Source organism: Arthrobacter sp. HY1533 (genome assembly GCF_027568515.1).
In the GTDB taxonomy this organism is placed as follows: domain Bacteria; phylum Actinomycetota; class Actinomycetes; order Actinomycetales; family Micrococcaceae; genus Specibacter.
This window is the reverse complement of record NZ_JANKZF010000001.1, coordinates 551,786-567,472: the sequence shown is the minus strand read 5'-3', so window position 1 is coordinate 567,472 and position 15,687 is coordinate 551,786. Positions and strand designations below refer to the sequence as shown.

Sequence of the window (15,687 nt, the reverse complement as noted above, 5' to 3'; positions counted from 1 at the left end):
CCAAGAATATTGTTCCTTCCCAGAGGGGTTTTTTGTGTCTACAGCTGAAGTAACACCGGTGACCGGCAGCAGCAGGGTCAAGCGCGGCATGGCCGACATGCTCAAGGGCGGCGTCATCATGGACGTTGTCAACGTTGAGCAGGCCAAGATCGCCGAAGACGCCGGTGCAGTGGCCGTCATGGCGCTGGAACGCGTTCCCGCCGACATCCGCGCCCAGGGCGGCGTGTCCCGCGCCAGCGACCCGGACATGATCGACGCCATCATTGCCGCCGTGTCCATCCCCGTCATGGCCAAGGCCCGCATCGGCCACTTCGTTGAGGCCCAGGTTCTGGAATCCCTCGGCGTCGACTACGTGGATGAGTCCGAGGTCCTGACCCCGGCCGACTACGAGCACCACATCGACAAGTGGAACTTCAAGGTTCCCTTCGTCTGCGGTGCCACGAACCTGGGCGAGGCCCTGCGCCGCATCAACGAAGGTGCCGCCATGATCCGCTCCAAGGGCGAGGCCGGCACGGGCGATGTCTCCAACGCCACGGGCCACATGCGCAAGATCCGCACCCAGATCGCACAGCTGGCAGCACTGCCCAAGGATGAGCTGTACGTGGCCGCCAAGGAACTGCAGGCCCCGTACGAACTGGTCAAGGAAGTTGCCGAAGCCGGCAAGCTCCCCGTGGTCCTGTTCACCGCCGGCGGCATCGCCACCCCGGCCGACGCCGCCATGATGATGCAGCTGGGCGCCGACGGCGTGTTCGTCGGCTCGGGCATCTTCAAGTCCGGCAACCCGGCACAGCGCGCCGCAGCCGTGGTCAAGGCCACCACGTTCTTCGACGACGCCAAGGTCATCGCGGACGTCTCCCGCGGCCTGGGCGAGGCCATGGTCGGCATCAACGTCGCCGACATCCCCGAGCCGCACCGCCTGGCCGAGCGCGGCTGGTAACACCCGCTTTCGGTGATCGAGCCTGCCTCACGGTGATCGAGCCTGTCTCACGGTGATCGAACCTGTCGAGATCTCCTGATCTTGCCGGGCTCGACGCCGCATCACCTATTGCAGGTTTTTGCGCGACGCCGCATCACCTTTGGTGAGTTTTTCGGGAACGCGGCATCACCTTTGGTGAGTTTTTCGGGAACGCGGCATCGGCCGGGCCAGGCGAAACTTCGGTTTGCCTGGCCCGGCCTTTGATTTGTCCAAAAGCTGCCCGCCCCTCCAGCCGTTGAGGCTGGATGGCGAAAACGTCAATGGTGGTGCAGCATTGCCTCGAAACCGGCATTTGCTGGTGCAGCGTTGCCTGAAAACACGTCAAAGGTGATGCCGCGTCGCTGTGGACATCTTGGCCCTTGCTTTGGCACGTTGGGCGGCCATCGTCGCCTTGGAGGCGCTGATGTCACCTGTAAAGGGCCGCAGCCATGCTGACTGCGGATGTGCGTCAACCAGGATGGCCCGCGCAAACAATGAAAGCGGCACGGCCATGAGGGCGCCGAGCGGGCCCAGCAGGAACGACCAAAACATGACGGACAGGAATGTCAGGGTCATGTTCAAATTGACCGAGCCGGAGATGAACTTTGGCTGGATCGCTGACTGGATCAAGGTATTGATCACACCGTAGAACGCCACCACAGCGACGAACGTGGGCAGTCCGCCGGCCAGTAGGGCCATGATGGCCGCAGGAACCAGTGAAATCCAGAAACCGATGTAGGGGATAAATCCGCAAACGAACGACAGCAATGCCCACAACCCGGCTCCAGGCACACCCAGGACAAGCAGCAGCAACAGGTTCAGGACTGCGACGACGGCACCGAAAATGGTGGTCATGGTCATGAAGGAACGTGACATGCGGGCAAAGCTTCCCAAGGCTTCAACCAGTGGCGCCCGGTTCTTCTTTACCTCGGCCAGGATAGTGGGGAAATATGTGGCGTCGATGCTCATGAACATGACCAGCAACAAGAGAAAAACCATGCCTGAGCCCACATTCAAGGCACCACCGAGCAGGTCAGCCACGGTTTCAAAGACGGCCCGCAGGTCGATCGAGTCGACAATGGTGCGAACTTGTTCCTCGCCGATGCCGAGGCTCTCATGCAGGAAAACTCGCAGGTTTTCGCTGAACTCATTGATCTGGGGCGAAAACTGCGGAATTAGATTGGTGAATTGGACGGCGGATATCCACAGCGATGCCACCAGTGCAGCAACCATCGCGTACACAGACAAGACGGTGGACATGCCCGCCAGCAAGGGCGGAACCCCTCGGGCCAGCAGCCGTTGTTTGACTGGTTGGACGCAAATTATCAGCACCAGGGCAAGGAACACCGGCCCCACAATCCCGGAAATCCTGTTGAAGCCAATCAGGACGATGACGGCAGCGGCCAGGCCGATCAGGACATTGGTGCCCGAGGAACTGGCCGGGGGCACAGCAGTCCTGGGTATTTTGCTGCTCACTGCTTCACTCCTAAAATATCCAATTCACCCATGCAACCCAATGCCCTGTTCGCCGTGACAGGATGCGTGAGCTGGCAGCCGATGGGCAGGGGCGCCGGTCTCCAGCGCCCCTGCCCACTCGGTCCCAGGCTGCCCTGGGCGGCTCTGATTGATGTGTTTCCGCCTTAGGAAACGGCAACCTTGGTGGTGCCCAAAGCGTGGCCCTTGATGGCTTCGTATTCATCGGCGTTGATGGTGCCGGCGTCAAAGAGGGCCTTGGCCTTGGCGATCTCGTCGCTGGGGCTTGCCTGCGCGACGGTGCGGATGTAGTCCTCCGCCGCAGTCTGGTTTGCCAGTGTTTCGCGGTATCCCCGTTCGGCCATGCCCTGGCCGCGGACGATCAAGTAGACCAGGGAGGTCAGCAGCGGGATCAGGACCAGCGCCAACAGCCACACGGCCTTGAGCCAGCCATTGAGCTTACGGTCACGGAACAAGTCGGTGACGATGGAAAAAAGGGCAATGAGGTAGCCGAGGAAGACCACGGCTGAAAGAAAGACAAGAATGATGTTCCAGAATGACGACCAAAAATCCATGATGTACTCCCATTTGGTATTCCGGCCGTATCGACGGACCGGGTTCAACGAATTCAGCCTGTGCTGTAGTGACAATTATTGGTTGGCGTTCCAAGGCGTGACAGCAATCTGAGCGCAGGCCGGACATTTTCACCAATGGTTGATGACTGGGCCCGGATTCCTGCACATGCATGCCACTTCTACTGCTGGGCCAGCCGCGCGCTCTTCTGCGCCGCCCTGGTGGCAAGGCGCTTCTTCAGGAAGATCATGGGCAGCAGCCAGGCACCCAGGGTGGTGGTGATCCAAACAATGACGGGTGCCAGAACCCAGGCCGTTGCACTGGAGATTTGCAGGCCCTCTGGGAAAAGGCTTGCCACCACGAGTGCGGCGAGTGTGGACAAGAGGCCGATGCCACCCAAGGCCACGGGGGCATAGCGGTTGGTAATCCTGAAAATGAACGGCGAAAGGATTGAATGGGTGGCGGCAAACACCAGGACGGCTATGAGGAAGCCACTCATCTGGAGATTGAAATCTGCCAATACCCATGAAGCAACGAGCAGGCCCAGTGCAGCGGTGCCAATGTAAATGGCTGCACGAATGAGAAAAATGATCATGGGGTGAGCCTAGAAAATCTGTTTCACGCTGGCTACGGATTGCCTCGCCCGGGGGCATAAATCATCCACTATTGGTGGTGTCGCATTTAGGGCTCCAGTCCAGACCGCCACCTTTCAGCCGCCTCCACGGCGAGTTGGAGCGCCAATCCCACCTGTTCCTGGGCAGGGAAGACCCGGTCGTTGCCCAGAATGCCGAGGCTGCCGGTTGCCGACAGCTGGCCGTGCACCTTGGTCCCCACCCCGGCCAGCATCAAGGTGCCCCCGGCCGCAGCCAAGGCCTGTGAGTATCGTTCCATTGCCTTGATAAAGGTGGCGCCAAGTTCATCTTTTCCGCGCAGCCGAATGATGACTGCGGTTCCCTTGCACTCGGCAGGCACCTGTGGCAGTTGTTGTTCAAAAATGGGGGAGGCTGCGAAGAACAAGCTCCCGTAGGGAACCAGGATGACCAGCTGGTTGTTGCCCAGTTTCCGGGGCGGCTCAGTTTCGCGCGGCAGTGCAGTCCCGGCAGTGTATTCCCAACGCTTCACCACGATTCTGTTGGACATGCGGGCAATGTGCAGGATGACGGCCAGTCCGACGCCGGACAGCACCGCATACTGCAGCGGAATGATCAGCGTCAGCGTGAAGGTGACGGTGGCAACGGTTGCCTGGATGGGCCCTGTACGCCACACCATAAGGAAATCGTGGATTTTCAAGGTCCTGAAACCCACCAGGATCAGCAGTCCCGCCAGCGCCGGCATGGCCATGAATCCAATGGCTGGAGCGAGGGCAAAGATGCACACGGCCATGACAGCGCCGGCCACCAGGTTGGCCAGTGCCGTCTTGGCGCCGGCTGCACGGACAAGGGATGTTGCGGACATGGAACCGCCGACCGGCATGCCTTGAAACAGTCCCGCGGCCAGGTTGGCTACGCCCTGGCCCCGGAAATCTGCCGAGGCATCGGGGTAGCGCCCGTCAGGGTTGGGAACCGAGCTGCTGATGGCGGATCCCTGGACCAGCCCCACCAGTGCCAAGGCGAGTGAAGGGACAATGAGAACCGGCACCAACTCCAAGGTGGGAAGCGCCAGGGCCGGGAGCGAGTTGGGCACCTGTGCAACATCGCCCAGGAGGGCCACCGTGGCCTCCAGCACCGGGGAGTTCAGCAGCGCGGCCAGCCCGGAGCCGGCAATCACGGCCACCACCATGGACATGGCGCCGAGGCGGGTGCGTTCCAGCAGCAGGATGAGCCCAACGGTCACCAGGCCCACGGCCAGGGCAGCCGGATTGATCTCGAAGATGTGAAGCACGGTGTCAGCGGCCCGCAAGATGCGGTTCTCGCCCTGTCCGTCATAGCCTGTCAGGTTGTCCAGCTGGCCCAGGATGATGTTGATGGCGACGGCATTGACAAAGCCCATCAGGACCGCCGTGGGAATGAACCGCACAAGGGAGCCCAACTTGGCCAGCCCCAGCCCCAACATGATCAGGCCGGTGAGCAATGCCAGGGTTGCCAGGGCGGTGGCGGACTGCTGGGCGTCTTGGGTCTCCGGGATGTCGGAGATGATGACTGACATGGCCCCGGTGGCTTGGACACTCATGAATGCCGAACCCGTGGCGAGGGCACCTCCCACGGTGCCCAGCAGGTAGCCGTAGAGACCGTGCACCGGGTTGACCCCGGCGAGGAGGCCTGCCGCCAAACCGTCCGGGACACTCTCAATGCCAAGAACCAGGCCAGCCTTCACATCCGCCTTGGCTGTGCCCCTGTTGCCAAACCGCGTCAAGTATTTGCGCAGCGGAGCCATGCCTAGAGCCACGGAATTGCCGCCAGCGACTTCTGGATCTGGCCAAAGGCCAGCAGGGACAGGAACACCGTGCTGAGCGTGCCGTTGTTCTTTGCTATCCAGGCGCGCAGCGTCTCCAACACCGGGCCGGCCTTTTCACCCTTGGCCAGTGTCAGCAGCACCGGAACCGACATGGGGACAATGCTCAACGCCATGAAGGCAATCATGAACCCTGTGGAAGTTCCCGCTGACAGCGCCGCCAGCCTGATGTCCAGCGCCGCAATGAGTGCGCAGGAGAGGTTGACCGGGTTCAAGAGAAAGATCCCCAGCCCCAGCGCAAATGAGCGGGGCCCCGTGAAAGATGCCACGGCCTGCAGCCAGCCCGGTAGCTGGGGCGCCGCGGCAGCCACTTCCTCCGGCGTGGTGGCGCCGGCCATGGCGGCGAGCTTGGCACGGGAGCGCCGGTAGGTGAAAACGGCCCCGGTGCCCACCAGCAGGCCCGCCACAAGCCGCAGGGGAGGAATCCACGGTGGCGGGTCATGCTCCGGGGCAACGTCAAGCCAGCCAAACAGCCAGTAGCCGCCACCCACGGCAATGATGACCGCGCACGTCCAGCCGGCCAGGTACAGCACGCCGTTCACACGGGCGTTTTTTGACAGCAGCACCGCGATCAGGGCCATCACGGCCAGGGGGCTGGCGACTATCCCCAAGAGGGCAGGGAGCAACTCCCAGGAAAGGTCAATCATGGCTTTTCTGCTCCGTTCGTCAGGTCAGTGGAAACAGCTCCAGTGCGGGCAAGAACTGCCACGGCTTCGCGATTTGTGGCAAATTCCCGAGTGCCTGCCAACAGCCCAAAGCTTTCCAGCTGCCCGCGCAGGCTGGGCCGCATCCGGGTGTAGGCGAAGTCAATCCCTTGCCTGTTGAGTGCGGTGATGATGCCATGCACGGCTTCGGCGCCGGTCAAATCAATGTCGCTGACTGCCTCCACATCGAGCACGACGACGTCAAGCTCGCCTTCCGTGGCCTGCGTCATCGCCTTGATGTGGTCCGCCAGGACCGAGCCATTGGCGAAGAAGATGGGTGCTGCGATCCGCACCACGGCCACGCCCGGTGCGGTGAGTGGGGCGCCGTCGTTGCTCTCCAGGAGGGACACCGAGGGGTCATCCCCGCCCGAGAGCACATCGATGGCCGGATTGGCGGCCCTGCGGGCCAGGTTCACCAGTGACAGAACAAAGGCCAGGAACAACCCGCCCAGCGGCCCCACCAGCAGCACGCCGGCAAAACAAGCCGCACCGATGGCGAACTCCACGCGGGAAAGGCGCCAGAGTTCGCGCAGCTCATCCAGCCCCAACAGCTTGAACACGGCAACGGCAACCACTGCGCCAATGGCAGGGGAGGGGATTTGCGCAAGCAGGGCCGTGCCGAAGAGCAGCAGCAGGGTGGTGCCAGCCGCCAAAACAACACTGGGCAACTGCGTGCGGGAACCGGCCTGGTCTACGGCGGCCGTGCGGGAAGTGGAGGAACCCACCGCGAATGACGAGGACAGGCCCGCGGCCACATTGGCGGCGCCAAAGGCGAACAGGTCCTGGTTGGGCCGGGTTTCATAACCGTTCTTTTCGCCGTAGGCGCGGATCACCAGAAGCCCCTCGGCCACAGTGACCATGGTGAGCGCCAGCGCTGAGGGAATGAGGGAGAGCCAACCGGCCAGGTCCAGGCGGGGAACCCTGAATTGCGGCGGCCCGGCCGGCACCTCACCAAGCACGGACACGCCGCGGGTTTCCAAGGCAAAAACCACCGTGGCCACAGTCGCCAGGACCAGGACAGCCAGGGCCCATGGAAAGGAGGGAAGGAACCTGCGGCCCAGCAGCAGCACCAACAGGGACCCGGCACTGAGCGCGACGGCAAAGACGTTCAAGCCGCCCAGACCGGTGAGCAGCTCCCACAACTTTTCCAGGAATTCTCCGCCGGAATTGATCTTGACGCCCAACATCTTGGCAGCCTGGCTGACCATGATCTCCAAGGCGAGGCCACCCACAAAACCCACCAGGATGGGCTTGGAGAGGAAATTGGCAATAAAGCCGAGCTTCAGGAACGATGCGGCAAAGAAGAGCAGCCCGCTCAGGATCGCCTGGGCCCCGGCCATGAGCACAAAGTTGTCCGGAGCCACGCCCAGCCCCACGAGTGAGGAAAACACCAGGGCTGCGGCGGCTGCGTCGGGGGAGGCCACAACCTGCCGGGAAGAAACCAGCACCGCATAGATCAGGGTCGGGACGATCAGGGCGTAGAGTCCGGCACTGGCCGGAAGTCCGGCGATCTGGGCATAGCCAATGTTCAGTGGGACCGAGATGGCCAAAAGGGTGACCCCGGCCGTCGCCTCCCGCGCGACGTTGTCCCGCGTAAGGCCTGTGAATGGTCGCTGCATCTGTTCTGTGCCTGTCCGTCCGGTGGTCCTGAAAATGACTGTGCAGCAGCCGCCATCCGGTCCTGCACCTGCTAATACATTCGGGGATCTGACCTCGGGAAGGAACAACCGGGAGCGCAAATCATCAGTTGCTGATGATTGATGTTTGGTGAAGCCACAGCAGGATGGATAAGGAAATCCGCAAAGGAGATACAACATGAACGGAAGGAAACCTGCCATGCAGGAATCCCTGGCCGACTGGGTAAGGATTCCCCCTGGCCGTTTTCTGATGGGGTCGTGGGACTTTTATCCCGATGAACGGCCCCAGCACCAGCGCGCCGTCGAGGCCTTTGACATGTCCCGGACACCTGTCACGAACGCCCAGTATGCGGCGTTTGCCGCTGCCACCGGCTACGTGACCCTGGCAGAGCGGGGATTGGACCGGCAGGATTTTCCACTGCGGGGAATCGAAGAACTGGATCCAGGATCATTGGTGTTCACCCCACCCGACGGCCCGGTGGACCTGAGGGACTGGCGGAGCTGGTGGTCCTGGGTGCCCGGGGCCAACTGGCGGCATCCCCTGGGGCCCGGCAGTGCCTTGTTGGGGCTGGATGAGCACCCGGTTGTCCACATCGCCTACCCTGATGCCCTGGCCTACGCACAGTGGATCGGGGCCCGGCTGCCCACCGAAGCGGAGTACGAATGGGCAGCCAGCGGCGGGCACGCGCCCCTGCCCTACAGCTGGGGGCGGGAGCGTGATCCGGACGGGGTGGCGTTGGCCAATACCTGGCACGGCCGGTTCCCCTACCTGAACTCGAGCTCCGACGGATGGTTTGGCACGTCCCCCGTGGGGATGTTTCCGCCCAACGGATTCGAGCTGTACGACAGCATTGGCAACGTGTGGGAATGGACCGACGATCTGTACACCAGCTCCCATGCGGCGGCCGCGGGGATTGCCCCCTACGAATCTCCCGTGGCTGTTCCGTCCCGGGTCGGCAGCTCCGAAGGTGCGGACGGCATCCCGCGGCGTGTTCTCAAGGGCGGATCGCATCTTTCCGCACCCGAACACAGCCTGAGCTACCGGCCCGCGGCCCGCATGGGGAGGGCTGAAGACTCTGCTTCATCGGACACAGGCTTCCGTTGCGTCCGGACGGCTGGGGTCGATCCGGACGTCGAGGGACGTCATGACCCCGGTTGGCACTTGCGCCCCAATGGTCCCTAAAAGTAGCCGCGGGTGACGATAGAATCCCCTGCATGGGGACACGAGAAATTGCACAATGGAAACCGCTGCCCTGGTTTCTGGTATCGCCGCCGAACAATGGCGGCCCGGCAAGGTCAAGGGAACGGCTGCTGCGGCTCATTGACGAGTCGGTGGACCTGTACCCACTGACGTTGCTGTCCGCTCCATCCGGCTACGCAAAAACCGCTTTGCTGTCCACCTGGGCCGTGGCCGAGGGACGGCGTGTTGCCTGGCTCAGCCTGAGCCGGCACATCGGCGAAAATGAAGAGTCCCTTCTGGGCGGGATCATCAGTTCCCTTCATCGCCTGGCACCCCGGCTTGGCGCGAACGATGCACACCTGCTGTCCCGAATATTTCCTGATGACCAGGGAACGCAGGCAACCCTTGAGCTCGTGGCCAGCCGTCTGCTGGAGCTGGACGAGCCCATTGTCATGGTTGTGGACGACGCACACCTGGGCGGTTCCACCCTGTCCAGCGCCTTGCTGCAGACGCTCACCGACCACTGCCAAAACCGTCTCCGCTTTGTGCTGGCGGGCACCGCCGAGCTGAACCAGTCCTTTAACCGGATGCTGGCGCGTGGAATTGCCACCCGCCTGGGGCCGGCAGAATTGTCCCTGACGGTGGCGGAGATCGTGGAGGACTTCCACCGGGCAGGCATTGCGCTGTCGGAGGAGGCCGCGCATTCACTCCACAATGAAAACGGTGGCTGGCCCATAGCAGTTCAGCTGGAAATTGTTGCTGGCTCGCCAGGTTCCGGAGGTACCGGGCCCGTTGGCCATTCCGTGCTGACCGAATTCGTGGCAACGTCCATCCTGGGCCAAATGAGACCGGAATTGGCTGAATTTGTCCTGGCCGGCACAACCTGCCTGCGGCTGGACGCGACATTGGCGCACCTCCTGACGGGAGCGGGAAACAGCTCGGCACTGCTGGAAGAATGCGCCAACCAAGGAATCTTCCTTGACCGCTATGAGAGCGGGGAACATCGGACCGTCTACAAGTGGCGCCAGGAATTTTCCACCCAATGCCAGCAGATCCTGGACCGCACGGACAGTGGCCGGCGGCGCCGGCTCAATGCCATTGCAGCCCAGGCACTGGCCCGGTTGTTCCCCATGGACGCCATGTCCCATGCACTGCTGGCCGGGGATGCCGAGGCGCTGATGGGAATTCTGCGGGAGCAATGGCTGCGGATCGTGATTGAATCCGGTGCCGCAGAGCTCAACGACATATTGTTGCAGCTCCCCGGTGACGTTGCCTTGAACCCTGAAATCCTGCTGATACGCTCGGCATGCCTTGACCTCTTGGGCGATGCCCCGGGTTCCACCCTTTTGCGTTTGCAGGCCCGCGGAGCATTGTCCGCCATGGACGTGGTGCCGCACCAAGTCCGCGCCACCCTGGCCTTTGCCACGCTTTTCACAGAGAACGACGCCGGTGCACTCGCCATCGCCGTGGACTCGGCCCGGGAGCATAGCGCCGAGCTGCAGGGCAACCCGGTGACAAATGCCTTCGCCATGTTCTTCCTGGGGTGGACGGAACTGCGGCTCCGGCGCAATCCGGCCGCCGCAGTGCGCATGCTCCGCTCGGCCCTGGACCAGGCCGAGAATTCCGGGCTGCACACCCTCGCCCAACGAGCCCGTGCCAACTTGATGCTGGCATTGAGCTTCGGCGGGTACTTTTCCTCGGCACGTGCGCTCATGGCCAAGTATGAGGTGCCCGGACAGGATGCCACGGTTCTGGAATGGAACCACTATGACGGCGCCATTGAGCACTTTGCCCGAGGTTTCGCCGATTATTGGCAAGGAAGGCTGCCCGAGGCGAACCAGACCTTCCTGGACATGGTGGCGCAGGGTGGACACCAGGCCTCCTACACGGCCCTGGCCAGGGTCTTCCTGGCCTTCTGTGCCGCCGACACAGGTGATGCGAGCGATATCCGCGCAGCCGAATCCCGTCTGGATGGCGTTAGCCAGTCCCACCAGCACGGGGTTCCATGGCCCATCTATGGGCTCATTGCCGCGGCCAGCCTGCGTGCGGCTTCGGGGGAGCCCGATGCCGCATTTGAGATGGTCCGGGATATCCGGGATGTTGCCCATGTCCCGGTGTGCCTGGCACTTGCCGCGGAACTCGCCCGGCTTGCGGGGCGCCCGGCCGATGCGCTGCAGATGCTCGGCGGCATTTCTTCAACCGCCATGACTTCTTATGTATCCGTCAGTGCCCTCATTACCTCCGCCGTGATTTCAAGGGGGAGGGGGGAGGGGGATGCTGCGCACCGCCAGCTGGAAAAGGCCCTGGACCTTGCCATGAAGGAATCCATTGTGCGGCCCTTCGCCGGAGGCGATGACGCCCTGGTCCAGCTTCTTACCGAGCACGCGGCCTGGGGAACTGCACATGAAGGATTCCTTGCCGCAAGGCTTGCCCAGGGCCCTGACAACATCTCCAGGCAAGCCATGTTGGGAACACAGCTTTCCAAGCGGGAGCAGGAGGTCTTTGGCTTCCTGCGCACCACCATGACGGCCGAGGAAATTGCCGCCACGCTATTTGTCTCCGTCAACACGGTGCGGACCCACCAGCGCTCCATCTACCGAAAATTGGGTGTGAGCACGCGCAGGGACGCCATCCGGCTTCGCCCCTGAGCGTGCCCTCGCCCGGCAGTTCAGGCGCCCGCCATCATGGGTACCAAGACGTCCGAGCCACCCTCGGCTGTCACCCGGTCCCGCATCTGCACCAGGGTGGGGGCGCCGGCAAAGCCGCCCGCCATCAGCGCCTGGCCCAGTCCGAAGTCCTTGGCCTGCGCCAGCATTTCCTCGGGAACGAAGCCGAACACTTCGCCCAGCTCCGCCAGGTCACGGGGTGCGTTGATGCGCATGAGACCCAGGTTGTCGCACTGGGAGAGCACATTGGGGTGGATCTTGGTGGGCCGCTGGGTTGAAAGAAACAGCCACAGGCCAAACTTTCTGCCCTCTGCCGCGATCTGGACCAATTGTTCCGTCAGGGCCTTCTCCACGGCAGTTGCCGGGTGCGGGGAGCAGACGTTGTGAGCCTCATCAATCACAATGAGGATGGGTTTGCGGTCATGGCGGGTCGCCCACAGGTGTTCCAGCACGGCCAAGGCAGCCACCTTGGGTGCCGCCGGGGCAGTGAATCCGCCCAGGTCCATGACTGTGGCCCGTGGCCTGGTGTCCACCACGTCGTTGACGGAATCACCGCCGTACGACCACAGCTCCCAGCCCAGCGGGCGAAGGTTTTCCACCCGGTTGGCCAGCTTGACCTGGGCCGGATTGCCGGAGTCACGGAATTCTTGCAGCATGGTTGCGGCATCGAAGGTGGTGGGGTTCAGGTCGAAGTGCAGCAGCTCGTTGTACTCGTCGGCGTCGGCAATGGGGTCCAGGCTGAGCACGGCCGCCTTGGACTCCACGGACAGGTCGGTGTAGCGGGCATGGAGCCGCTCACCGCCAGGATTGGTGGAGTTCAGGATCCGCATGGGGATGGCCGAAAGCCGCTTCGCCTCCTCGGCATTGGCACCCTGGCGGGTCTCGTTCAAGCGGACAAAGTCAGCATTCGGATCCAGGATCAGCAGCGGCAGTTCGGTGTGCAGGAGCAGCTGTTCCAGGACCACGCCCAAGGCGTAGGTTTTGCCGGAACCGCTTTGGCCGCACCAAAAGGTGTGCCGGTTGAACTTGTCCGCACGGATTTGCACGGCTTCGCCCGGGGCATCGATGCTGCTTCCGATTCTCAGTGTTTCCATGGAGTTAGTCCTTTGCGATTCGGTGGATGGCGGGGATCTGGTAGCCGCCGTCGATCACGGCTGCATCCGGCACATACATGCGCAGGAGCGGACGGAAATCACCCTCAGGTGCGGGCAGCCAATTGGCCAGTTTCGCTGGATCACTCGGGGCGGTGGCGCCGAGGTGGATTTGCAGTGAACCGTCGTCCCCGTAGACCAGGCCGGGGGTTCGGTCGCCCACCGAGTATCGGGCCAGCGGGTTCTCCACCAGGAAGAAGTCGGGGACCGAGTACATGGTCAGGGACCAGAAGGCACCCACCGGCGGGGTTGGGTCAAACGTCAAGACATAGTCGTTCTGGCCGTTGAGTTGCTGGCCGTCGGCGTCGACATAGACAGCTGCGTAGGCGGCCTCGTAGGCGTGGTTTCCCCAGAGACCGGCAATGGCGGCCGCTGCCCGCAGAATGGGGCGCTGGGCAGAATCCATGGCGGTGTACAGCGGTTCATTGAGCGTTCCAACCTCGAAGAAGTCCAGGTTGTAGTCAAAGGAGTGGTATGCCAGCTGCCAGCCGTTGACCATGGGAACCCCGCCGCCGCGAAGGAATTCCAGGATCATGTCCTGGGCACCCTGCAACGCCTGGGCCAATTCGCCGATGCGCCCCTCGTCCAGCCCCGCATACGGGCTGTTGCCCTGGCCGGTGATGCCCAGCGGTGCCAAGGCGTCCAGTGCCGAAAGGTCCCGCTGGGCTGGCGGGAATGCCTGGGACCACAAACGGAGCTTCTCCAGAAAAACCAGCTTGTCGGGCACCTCAGGACCGGGCGAGGGGATGCCCGCAGCGGGGGACCCGCCGTCGAGCGCGGACAGCTTCGTGGCGTCCTGGAGGCGGTGAATCCCGGGAAGGTCGGCCTCACCCTCGCACGCCCAACGGCCCACAATCGAGGCGACAAGTGTGGGGGACTGGATGAGCGTTGCATCTTCGGGTCCCTGGCCCGACCACCCTGGCGGGACGATCAGGAATTTCCCCGCACCGGTGCCTGTGGCGCGCTGGCCGACGTAGGCAAAGTTGTTGGTCCAGGCGTCCACGAATTGCAGCACGTAGTAGCGTCCGGCCGTGTCGGGCACCTCCAGCAGCAGGGGGCCGGCGCTCAGGTCCAGCTGGGCCATGGAGTAGAGGGTGTCGTTGTTGATGGAGACAAAGGTGTCTGCGGGGCCGGCCAGCGTGCGGGCGTGGCTAAATGAATTGAAGGGGGCGGCGGGGTTGGCACCCACACCGCTTTCAACGTACCGCAGCACCTGGTCGAGGTTGAACACCAGGGGAATGCCCAAGGCGTAGGCGGCTTGAACGGCCGAAGAGTCAAAAGAATTCATGGGGATTTTCATCCTTATCTTGTGTCAGGCGCGGGAACAGTCCGAGCGGAATTTCCTCTTCCGAGAGTTCCACAGGCCGGTTCCCATGGCCACGAATTTGATCAAGTTGGGGGCTGCCGGGGGGCCAAATCATCAATCAATGATGATGACCGGTGTCAGGATTCCGGCAAGGCTGAGCTTGTTACTTTTTTGACTAGCGAAAGGCACTTGAGCCCCATGACTGAAATTCATGTCAACGCAGCAAACTTTGCCAGGGCAGAATCCGACCGCATGTTTGCGGCGATCGTGCACCAGGCCGGCGGAACGGGCGAATGGAGCCACGGCAAGGTTCCCACTCCCGTCGAAGACCAGCCCATCATCCGGATGAACCGGGACACCCTCTACAGCGCAGCTGTCGTTGACATCTCGGAAGGTGCGGAACTGACCATTCCTGACGTCGGCAACCGCTATGTCTCCGTCATGGTGGTCAACCAGGACCACTTCATCAACCGGGTCTTTCACACCCCTGGCAGCCATCACCTGAGCGTGGCGGAGTTCGGCACCGACTATGTCATGGTGGCCGCACGCATCCTGGTCGACCCCGAGAACCCGCAGGACGTGGCGCAGGTCAACGCCCTGCAGGACCAATTGGTGCTTTCGAGCGCAAGCAACCGGCCATTTGTGCTGGAGCCCTATGACGAGGAAGCCGTCACCGCGACCCGCGCCGCGCTTTTGGAGCTCGCCAAGGGGCTCGCCGGCCTGGACGGCTGCTTCGGAAGGAAGCAGGACGTGGACCCCATCCGCCACCTGATCGGTACCGCGGCAGGTTGGGGCGGACTGCCCGAGGCGGAGGCCAGCTACCTCAACGTGGTGCCGGGCTTGGACGTGGGCCGGTACACCCTGGACATTGCCGAGGTTCCCGTGGACGGATTCTGGTCCATCTCGCTGTACAACGCAGAAGGCTACTTCGAAGAAAACCCGGACGGCGCCTACAGCGTCAACAACATCACGGGAACCCCCAACGCCGACGGCGGCATCACAGTGATCTTCGGCGGGGAGCCCGGCGAACCCAACGCACTGCCGATCATGGACGGCTGGAATTACCTGGTTCGGCTGTACCGACCCCGTGCCGAAGTCCTCGACGGCGCTTGGCAGTTCCCCTCCATCAACAGCGAAGTAACGGTGAATCATGGCTGAGCGAGAAAACTTTGACTACGGACCCGTGGAGATCTTCACGGTGGAATTCCCCGGTGCTGCCCCCAGCCCCGGCGTGCTGGACTCCTTGGCGAAACTTGAAGCCTCCGGCACGGTTCGGCTGCTGGACATGGTCCTGGCCAGCCGGGCGGCGGATGGTTCGTACAGCATTTCAGAGCTGGCGGACGGTGACGCAGCAGCAGCCGGCCTGACCATGGCCCTGCCGGGCCTGCTGGGCGAAGAAGACGCCACAGAGGCCGCACAGGACTTGGCGGGCGGGGCCGGCGTCGCACTTGTGGCACTGGAACTGAGCTGGGCCACGGATCTGGCCCGCAACCTGGCTGCCGCCAACGGCACGGTCACGGAATCTGCCCGGATACCGGCAGCACTCGTCAACAACTTCATCAACGAATTCGGCCAGGCCGACGCATAGGAA

At 62.8% G+C, this 15,687-nt stretch carries 13 protein-coding genes; 5 read left to right on the top strand and 8 right to left on the bottom strand.

The genetic code is table 11. From position 1 onward, the window contains the following. The first annotated feature begins 34 nt into the window (after positions 1-34). The gene (gene pdxS, locus PCK14_RS02605; protein ID WP_269936890.1) at positions 35-937 is read left to right on the top strand and encodes a pyridoxal 5'-phosphate synthase lyase subunit PdxS; all 903 of its coding nucleotides are present in this window, start codon (positions 35-37) and stop codon (positions 935-937) included. A 360-nt stretch (positions 938-1,297) separates the two neighbouring features. Here pdxS and PCK14_RS02600 read toward each other — a convergent pair whose 3' ends face one another. The 6 genes from PCK14_RS02600 to PCK14_RS02575 form a co-directional block, all read right to left on the bottom strand. Then, positions 1,298-2,431, bottom strand: a complete 1,134-nt coding sequence (locus tag PCK14_RS02600; protein ID WP_269936889.1) for an AI-2E family transporter — start codon at positions 2,429-2,431, stop codon at positions 1,298-1,300. A 164-nt stretch (positions 2,432-2,595) separates the two neighbouring features. Beyond that, positions 2,596-3,003 carry an SHOCT domain-containing protein gene (locus PCK14_RS02595; RefSeq protein ID WP_269936888.1) on the bottom strand — a complete coding sequence of 136 codons (408 nt, stop codon included), beginning with the start codon at positions 3,001-3,003 and terminating at the stop codon, positions 2,596-2,598. A gap of 179 nt (positions 3,004-3,182) precedes the next feature. Then, positions 3,183-3,596 (bottom strand): phage holin family protein, encoded by a 414-nt coding sequence (locus tag PCK14_RS02590; protein WP_269936887.1) that lies wholly within the window; start codon positions 3,594-3,596, stop codon positions 3,183-3,185. A gap of 86 nt (positions 3,597-3,682) precedes the next feature. Next, positions 3,683-5,374 (bottom strand): SulP family inorganic anion transporter, encoded by a 1,692-nt coding sequence (locus PCK14_RS02585; protein WP_269936886.1) that lies wholly within the window; start codon positions 5,372-5,374, stop codon positions 3,683-3,685. A gap of 2 nt (positions 5,375-5,376) precedes the next feature. Further along, positions 5,377-6,099, bottom strand: coding sequence for a GAP family protein (locus PCK14_RS02580; protein ID WP_269936885.1), 723 nt, complete (start codon positions 6,097-6,099; stop codon positions 5,377-5,379). Next, the gene (locus tag PCK14_RS02575) at positions 6,096-7,775 is read right to left on the bottom strand and encodes a SulP family inorganic anion transporter (protein WP_269936884.1); all 1,680 of its coding nucleotides are present in this window, start codon (positions 7,773-7,775) and stop codon (positions 6,096-6,098) included. The genes PCK14_RS02580 and PCK14_RS02575 overlap by 4 nt, the downstream gene beginning before the upstream one ends. A gap of 196 nt (positions 7,776-7,971) precedes the next feature. Here PCK14_RS02575 and PCK14_RS02570 point away from each other — a divergent pair, with 196 nt between their 5' ends. Together PCK14_RS02570 and PCK14_RS02565 are read left to right on the top strand one after the other, a co-directional pair. Further along, positions 7,972-8,976: a formylglycine-generating enzyme family protein gene (locus PCK14_RS02570; protein ID WP_269936883.1), complete on the top strand. Its 1,005-nt coding sequence runs from the start codon at positions 7,972-7,974 to the stop codon at positions 8,974-8,976. A gap of 32 nt (positions 8,977-9,008) precedes the next feature. Next, complete coding sequence (locus PCK14_RS02565; RefSeq protein ID WP_269936882.1) at positions 9,009-11,621, top strand: LuxR C-terminal-related transcriptional regulator; 2,613 nt, start codon at positions 9,009-9,011, stop codon at positions 11,619-11,621. Between the two features lie 20 nt (positions 11,622-11,641). Here PCK14_RS02565 and PCK14_RS02560 read toward each other — a convergent pair whose 3' ends face one another. Both PCK14_RS02560 and PCK14_RS02555 read right to left on the bottom strand, forming a co-directional pair. After that, on the bottom strand, positions 11,642-12,733 hold the full coding sequence (locus PCK14_RS02560; protein ID WP_269936881.1) for an ATP-binding protein: 1,092 nt from the start codon (positions 12,731-12,733) through the stop codon (positions 11,642-11,644). 4 nt (positions 12,734-12,737) lie between these two features. Then, the gene (locus tag PCK14_RS02555) at positions 12,738-14,078 is read right to left on the bottom strand and encodes a DUF1254 domain-containing protein (protein WP_269936880.1); all 1,341 of its coding nucleotides are present in this window, start codon (positions 14,076-14,078) and stop codon (positions 12,738-12,740) included. Between the two features lie 216 nt (positions 14,079-14,294). On the opposite strand from PCK14_RS02555, the gene PCK14_RS02550 reads away from it, so the two are divergent. Both PCK14_RS02550 and PCK14_RS02545 read left to right on the top strand, forming a co-directional pair. Continuing rightward, positions 14,295-15,254, top strand: coding sequence for a DUF1214 domain-containing protein (locus tag PCK14_RS02550; protein WP_269936879.1), 960 nt, complete (start codon positions 14,295-14,297; stop codon positions 15,252-15,254). After that, entirely contained in the window at positions 15,247-15,684 is a 438-nt protein-coding gene (locus PCK14_RS02545) for a DUF6325 family protein (RefSeq protein ID WP_269936878.1), read from the top strand. The genes PCK14_RS02550 and PCK14_RS02545 overlap by 8 nt, the downstream gene beginning before the upstream one ends. The last annotated feature ends 3 nt before the right edge of the window (positions 15,685-15,687 follow it).

Coding starts and splice junctions, on each gene's coding strand:
- PCK14_RS02595 (WP_269936888.1), bottom strand. CDS start 3,003: ATGGATTTTTGGTCGTCATTCTGGAACATCATTCTTGTCTTTCTTTCA.
- PCK14_RS02590 (WP_269936887.1), bottom strand. CDS start 3,596: ATGATCATTTTTCTCATTCGTGCAGCCATTTACATTGGCACCGCTGCA.
- PCK14_RS02585 (WP_269936886.1), bottom strand. CDS start 5,374: ATGGCTCCGCTGCGCAAATACTTGACGCGGTTTGGCAACAGGGGCACA.
- PCK14_RS02580 (WP_269936885.1), bottom strand. CDS start 6,099: ATGATTGACCTTTCCTGGGAGTTGCTCCCTGCCCTCTTGGGGATAGTC.
- PCK14_RS02575 (WP_269936884.1), bottom strand. CDS start 7,775: ATGCAGCGACCATTCACAGGCCTTACGCGGGACAACGTCGCGCGGGAG.
- PCK14_RS02570 (WP_269936883.1), top strand. CDS start 7,972: ATGAACGGAAGGAAACCTGCCATGCAGGAATCCCTGGCCGACTGGGTA.
- PCK14_RS02565 (WP_269936882.1), top strand. CDS start 9,009: ATGGGGACACGAGAAATTGCACAATGGAAACCGCTGCCCTGGTTTCTG.
- PCK14_RS02560 (WP_269936881.1), bottom strand. CDS start 12,733: ATGGAAACACTGAGAATCGGAAGCAGCATCGATGCCCCGGGCGAAGCC.
- PCK14_RS02555 (WP_269936880.1), bottom strand. CDS start 14,078: ATGAATTCTTTTGACTCTTCGGCCGTTCAAGCCGCCTACGCCTTGGGC.
- PCK14_RS02550 (WP_269936879.1), top strand. CDS start 14,295: ATGACTGAAATTCATGTCAACGCAGCAAACTTTGCCAGGGCAGAATCC.
- PCK14_RS02545 (WP_269936878.1), top strand. CDS start 15,247: ATGGCTGAGCGAGAAAACTTTGACTACGGACCCGTGGAGATCTTCACG.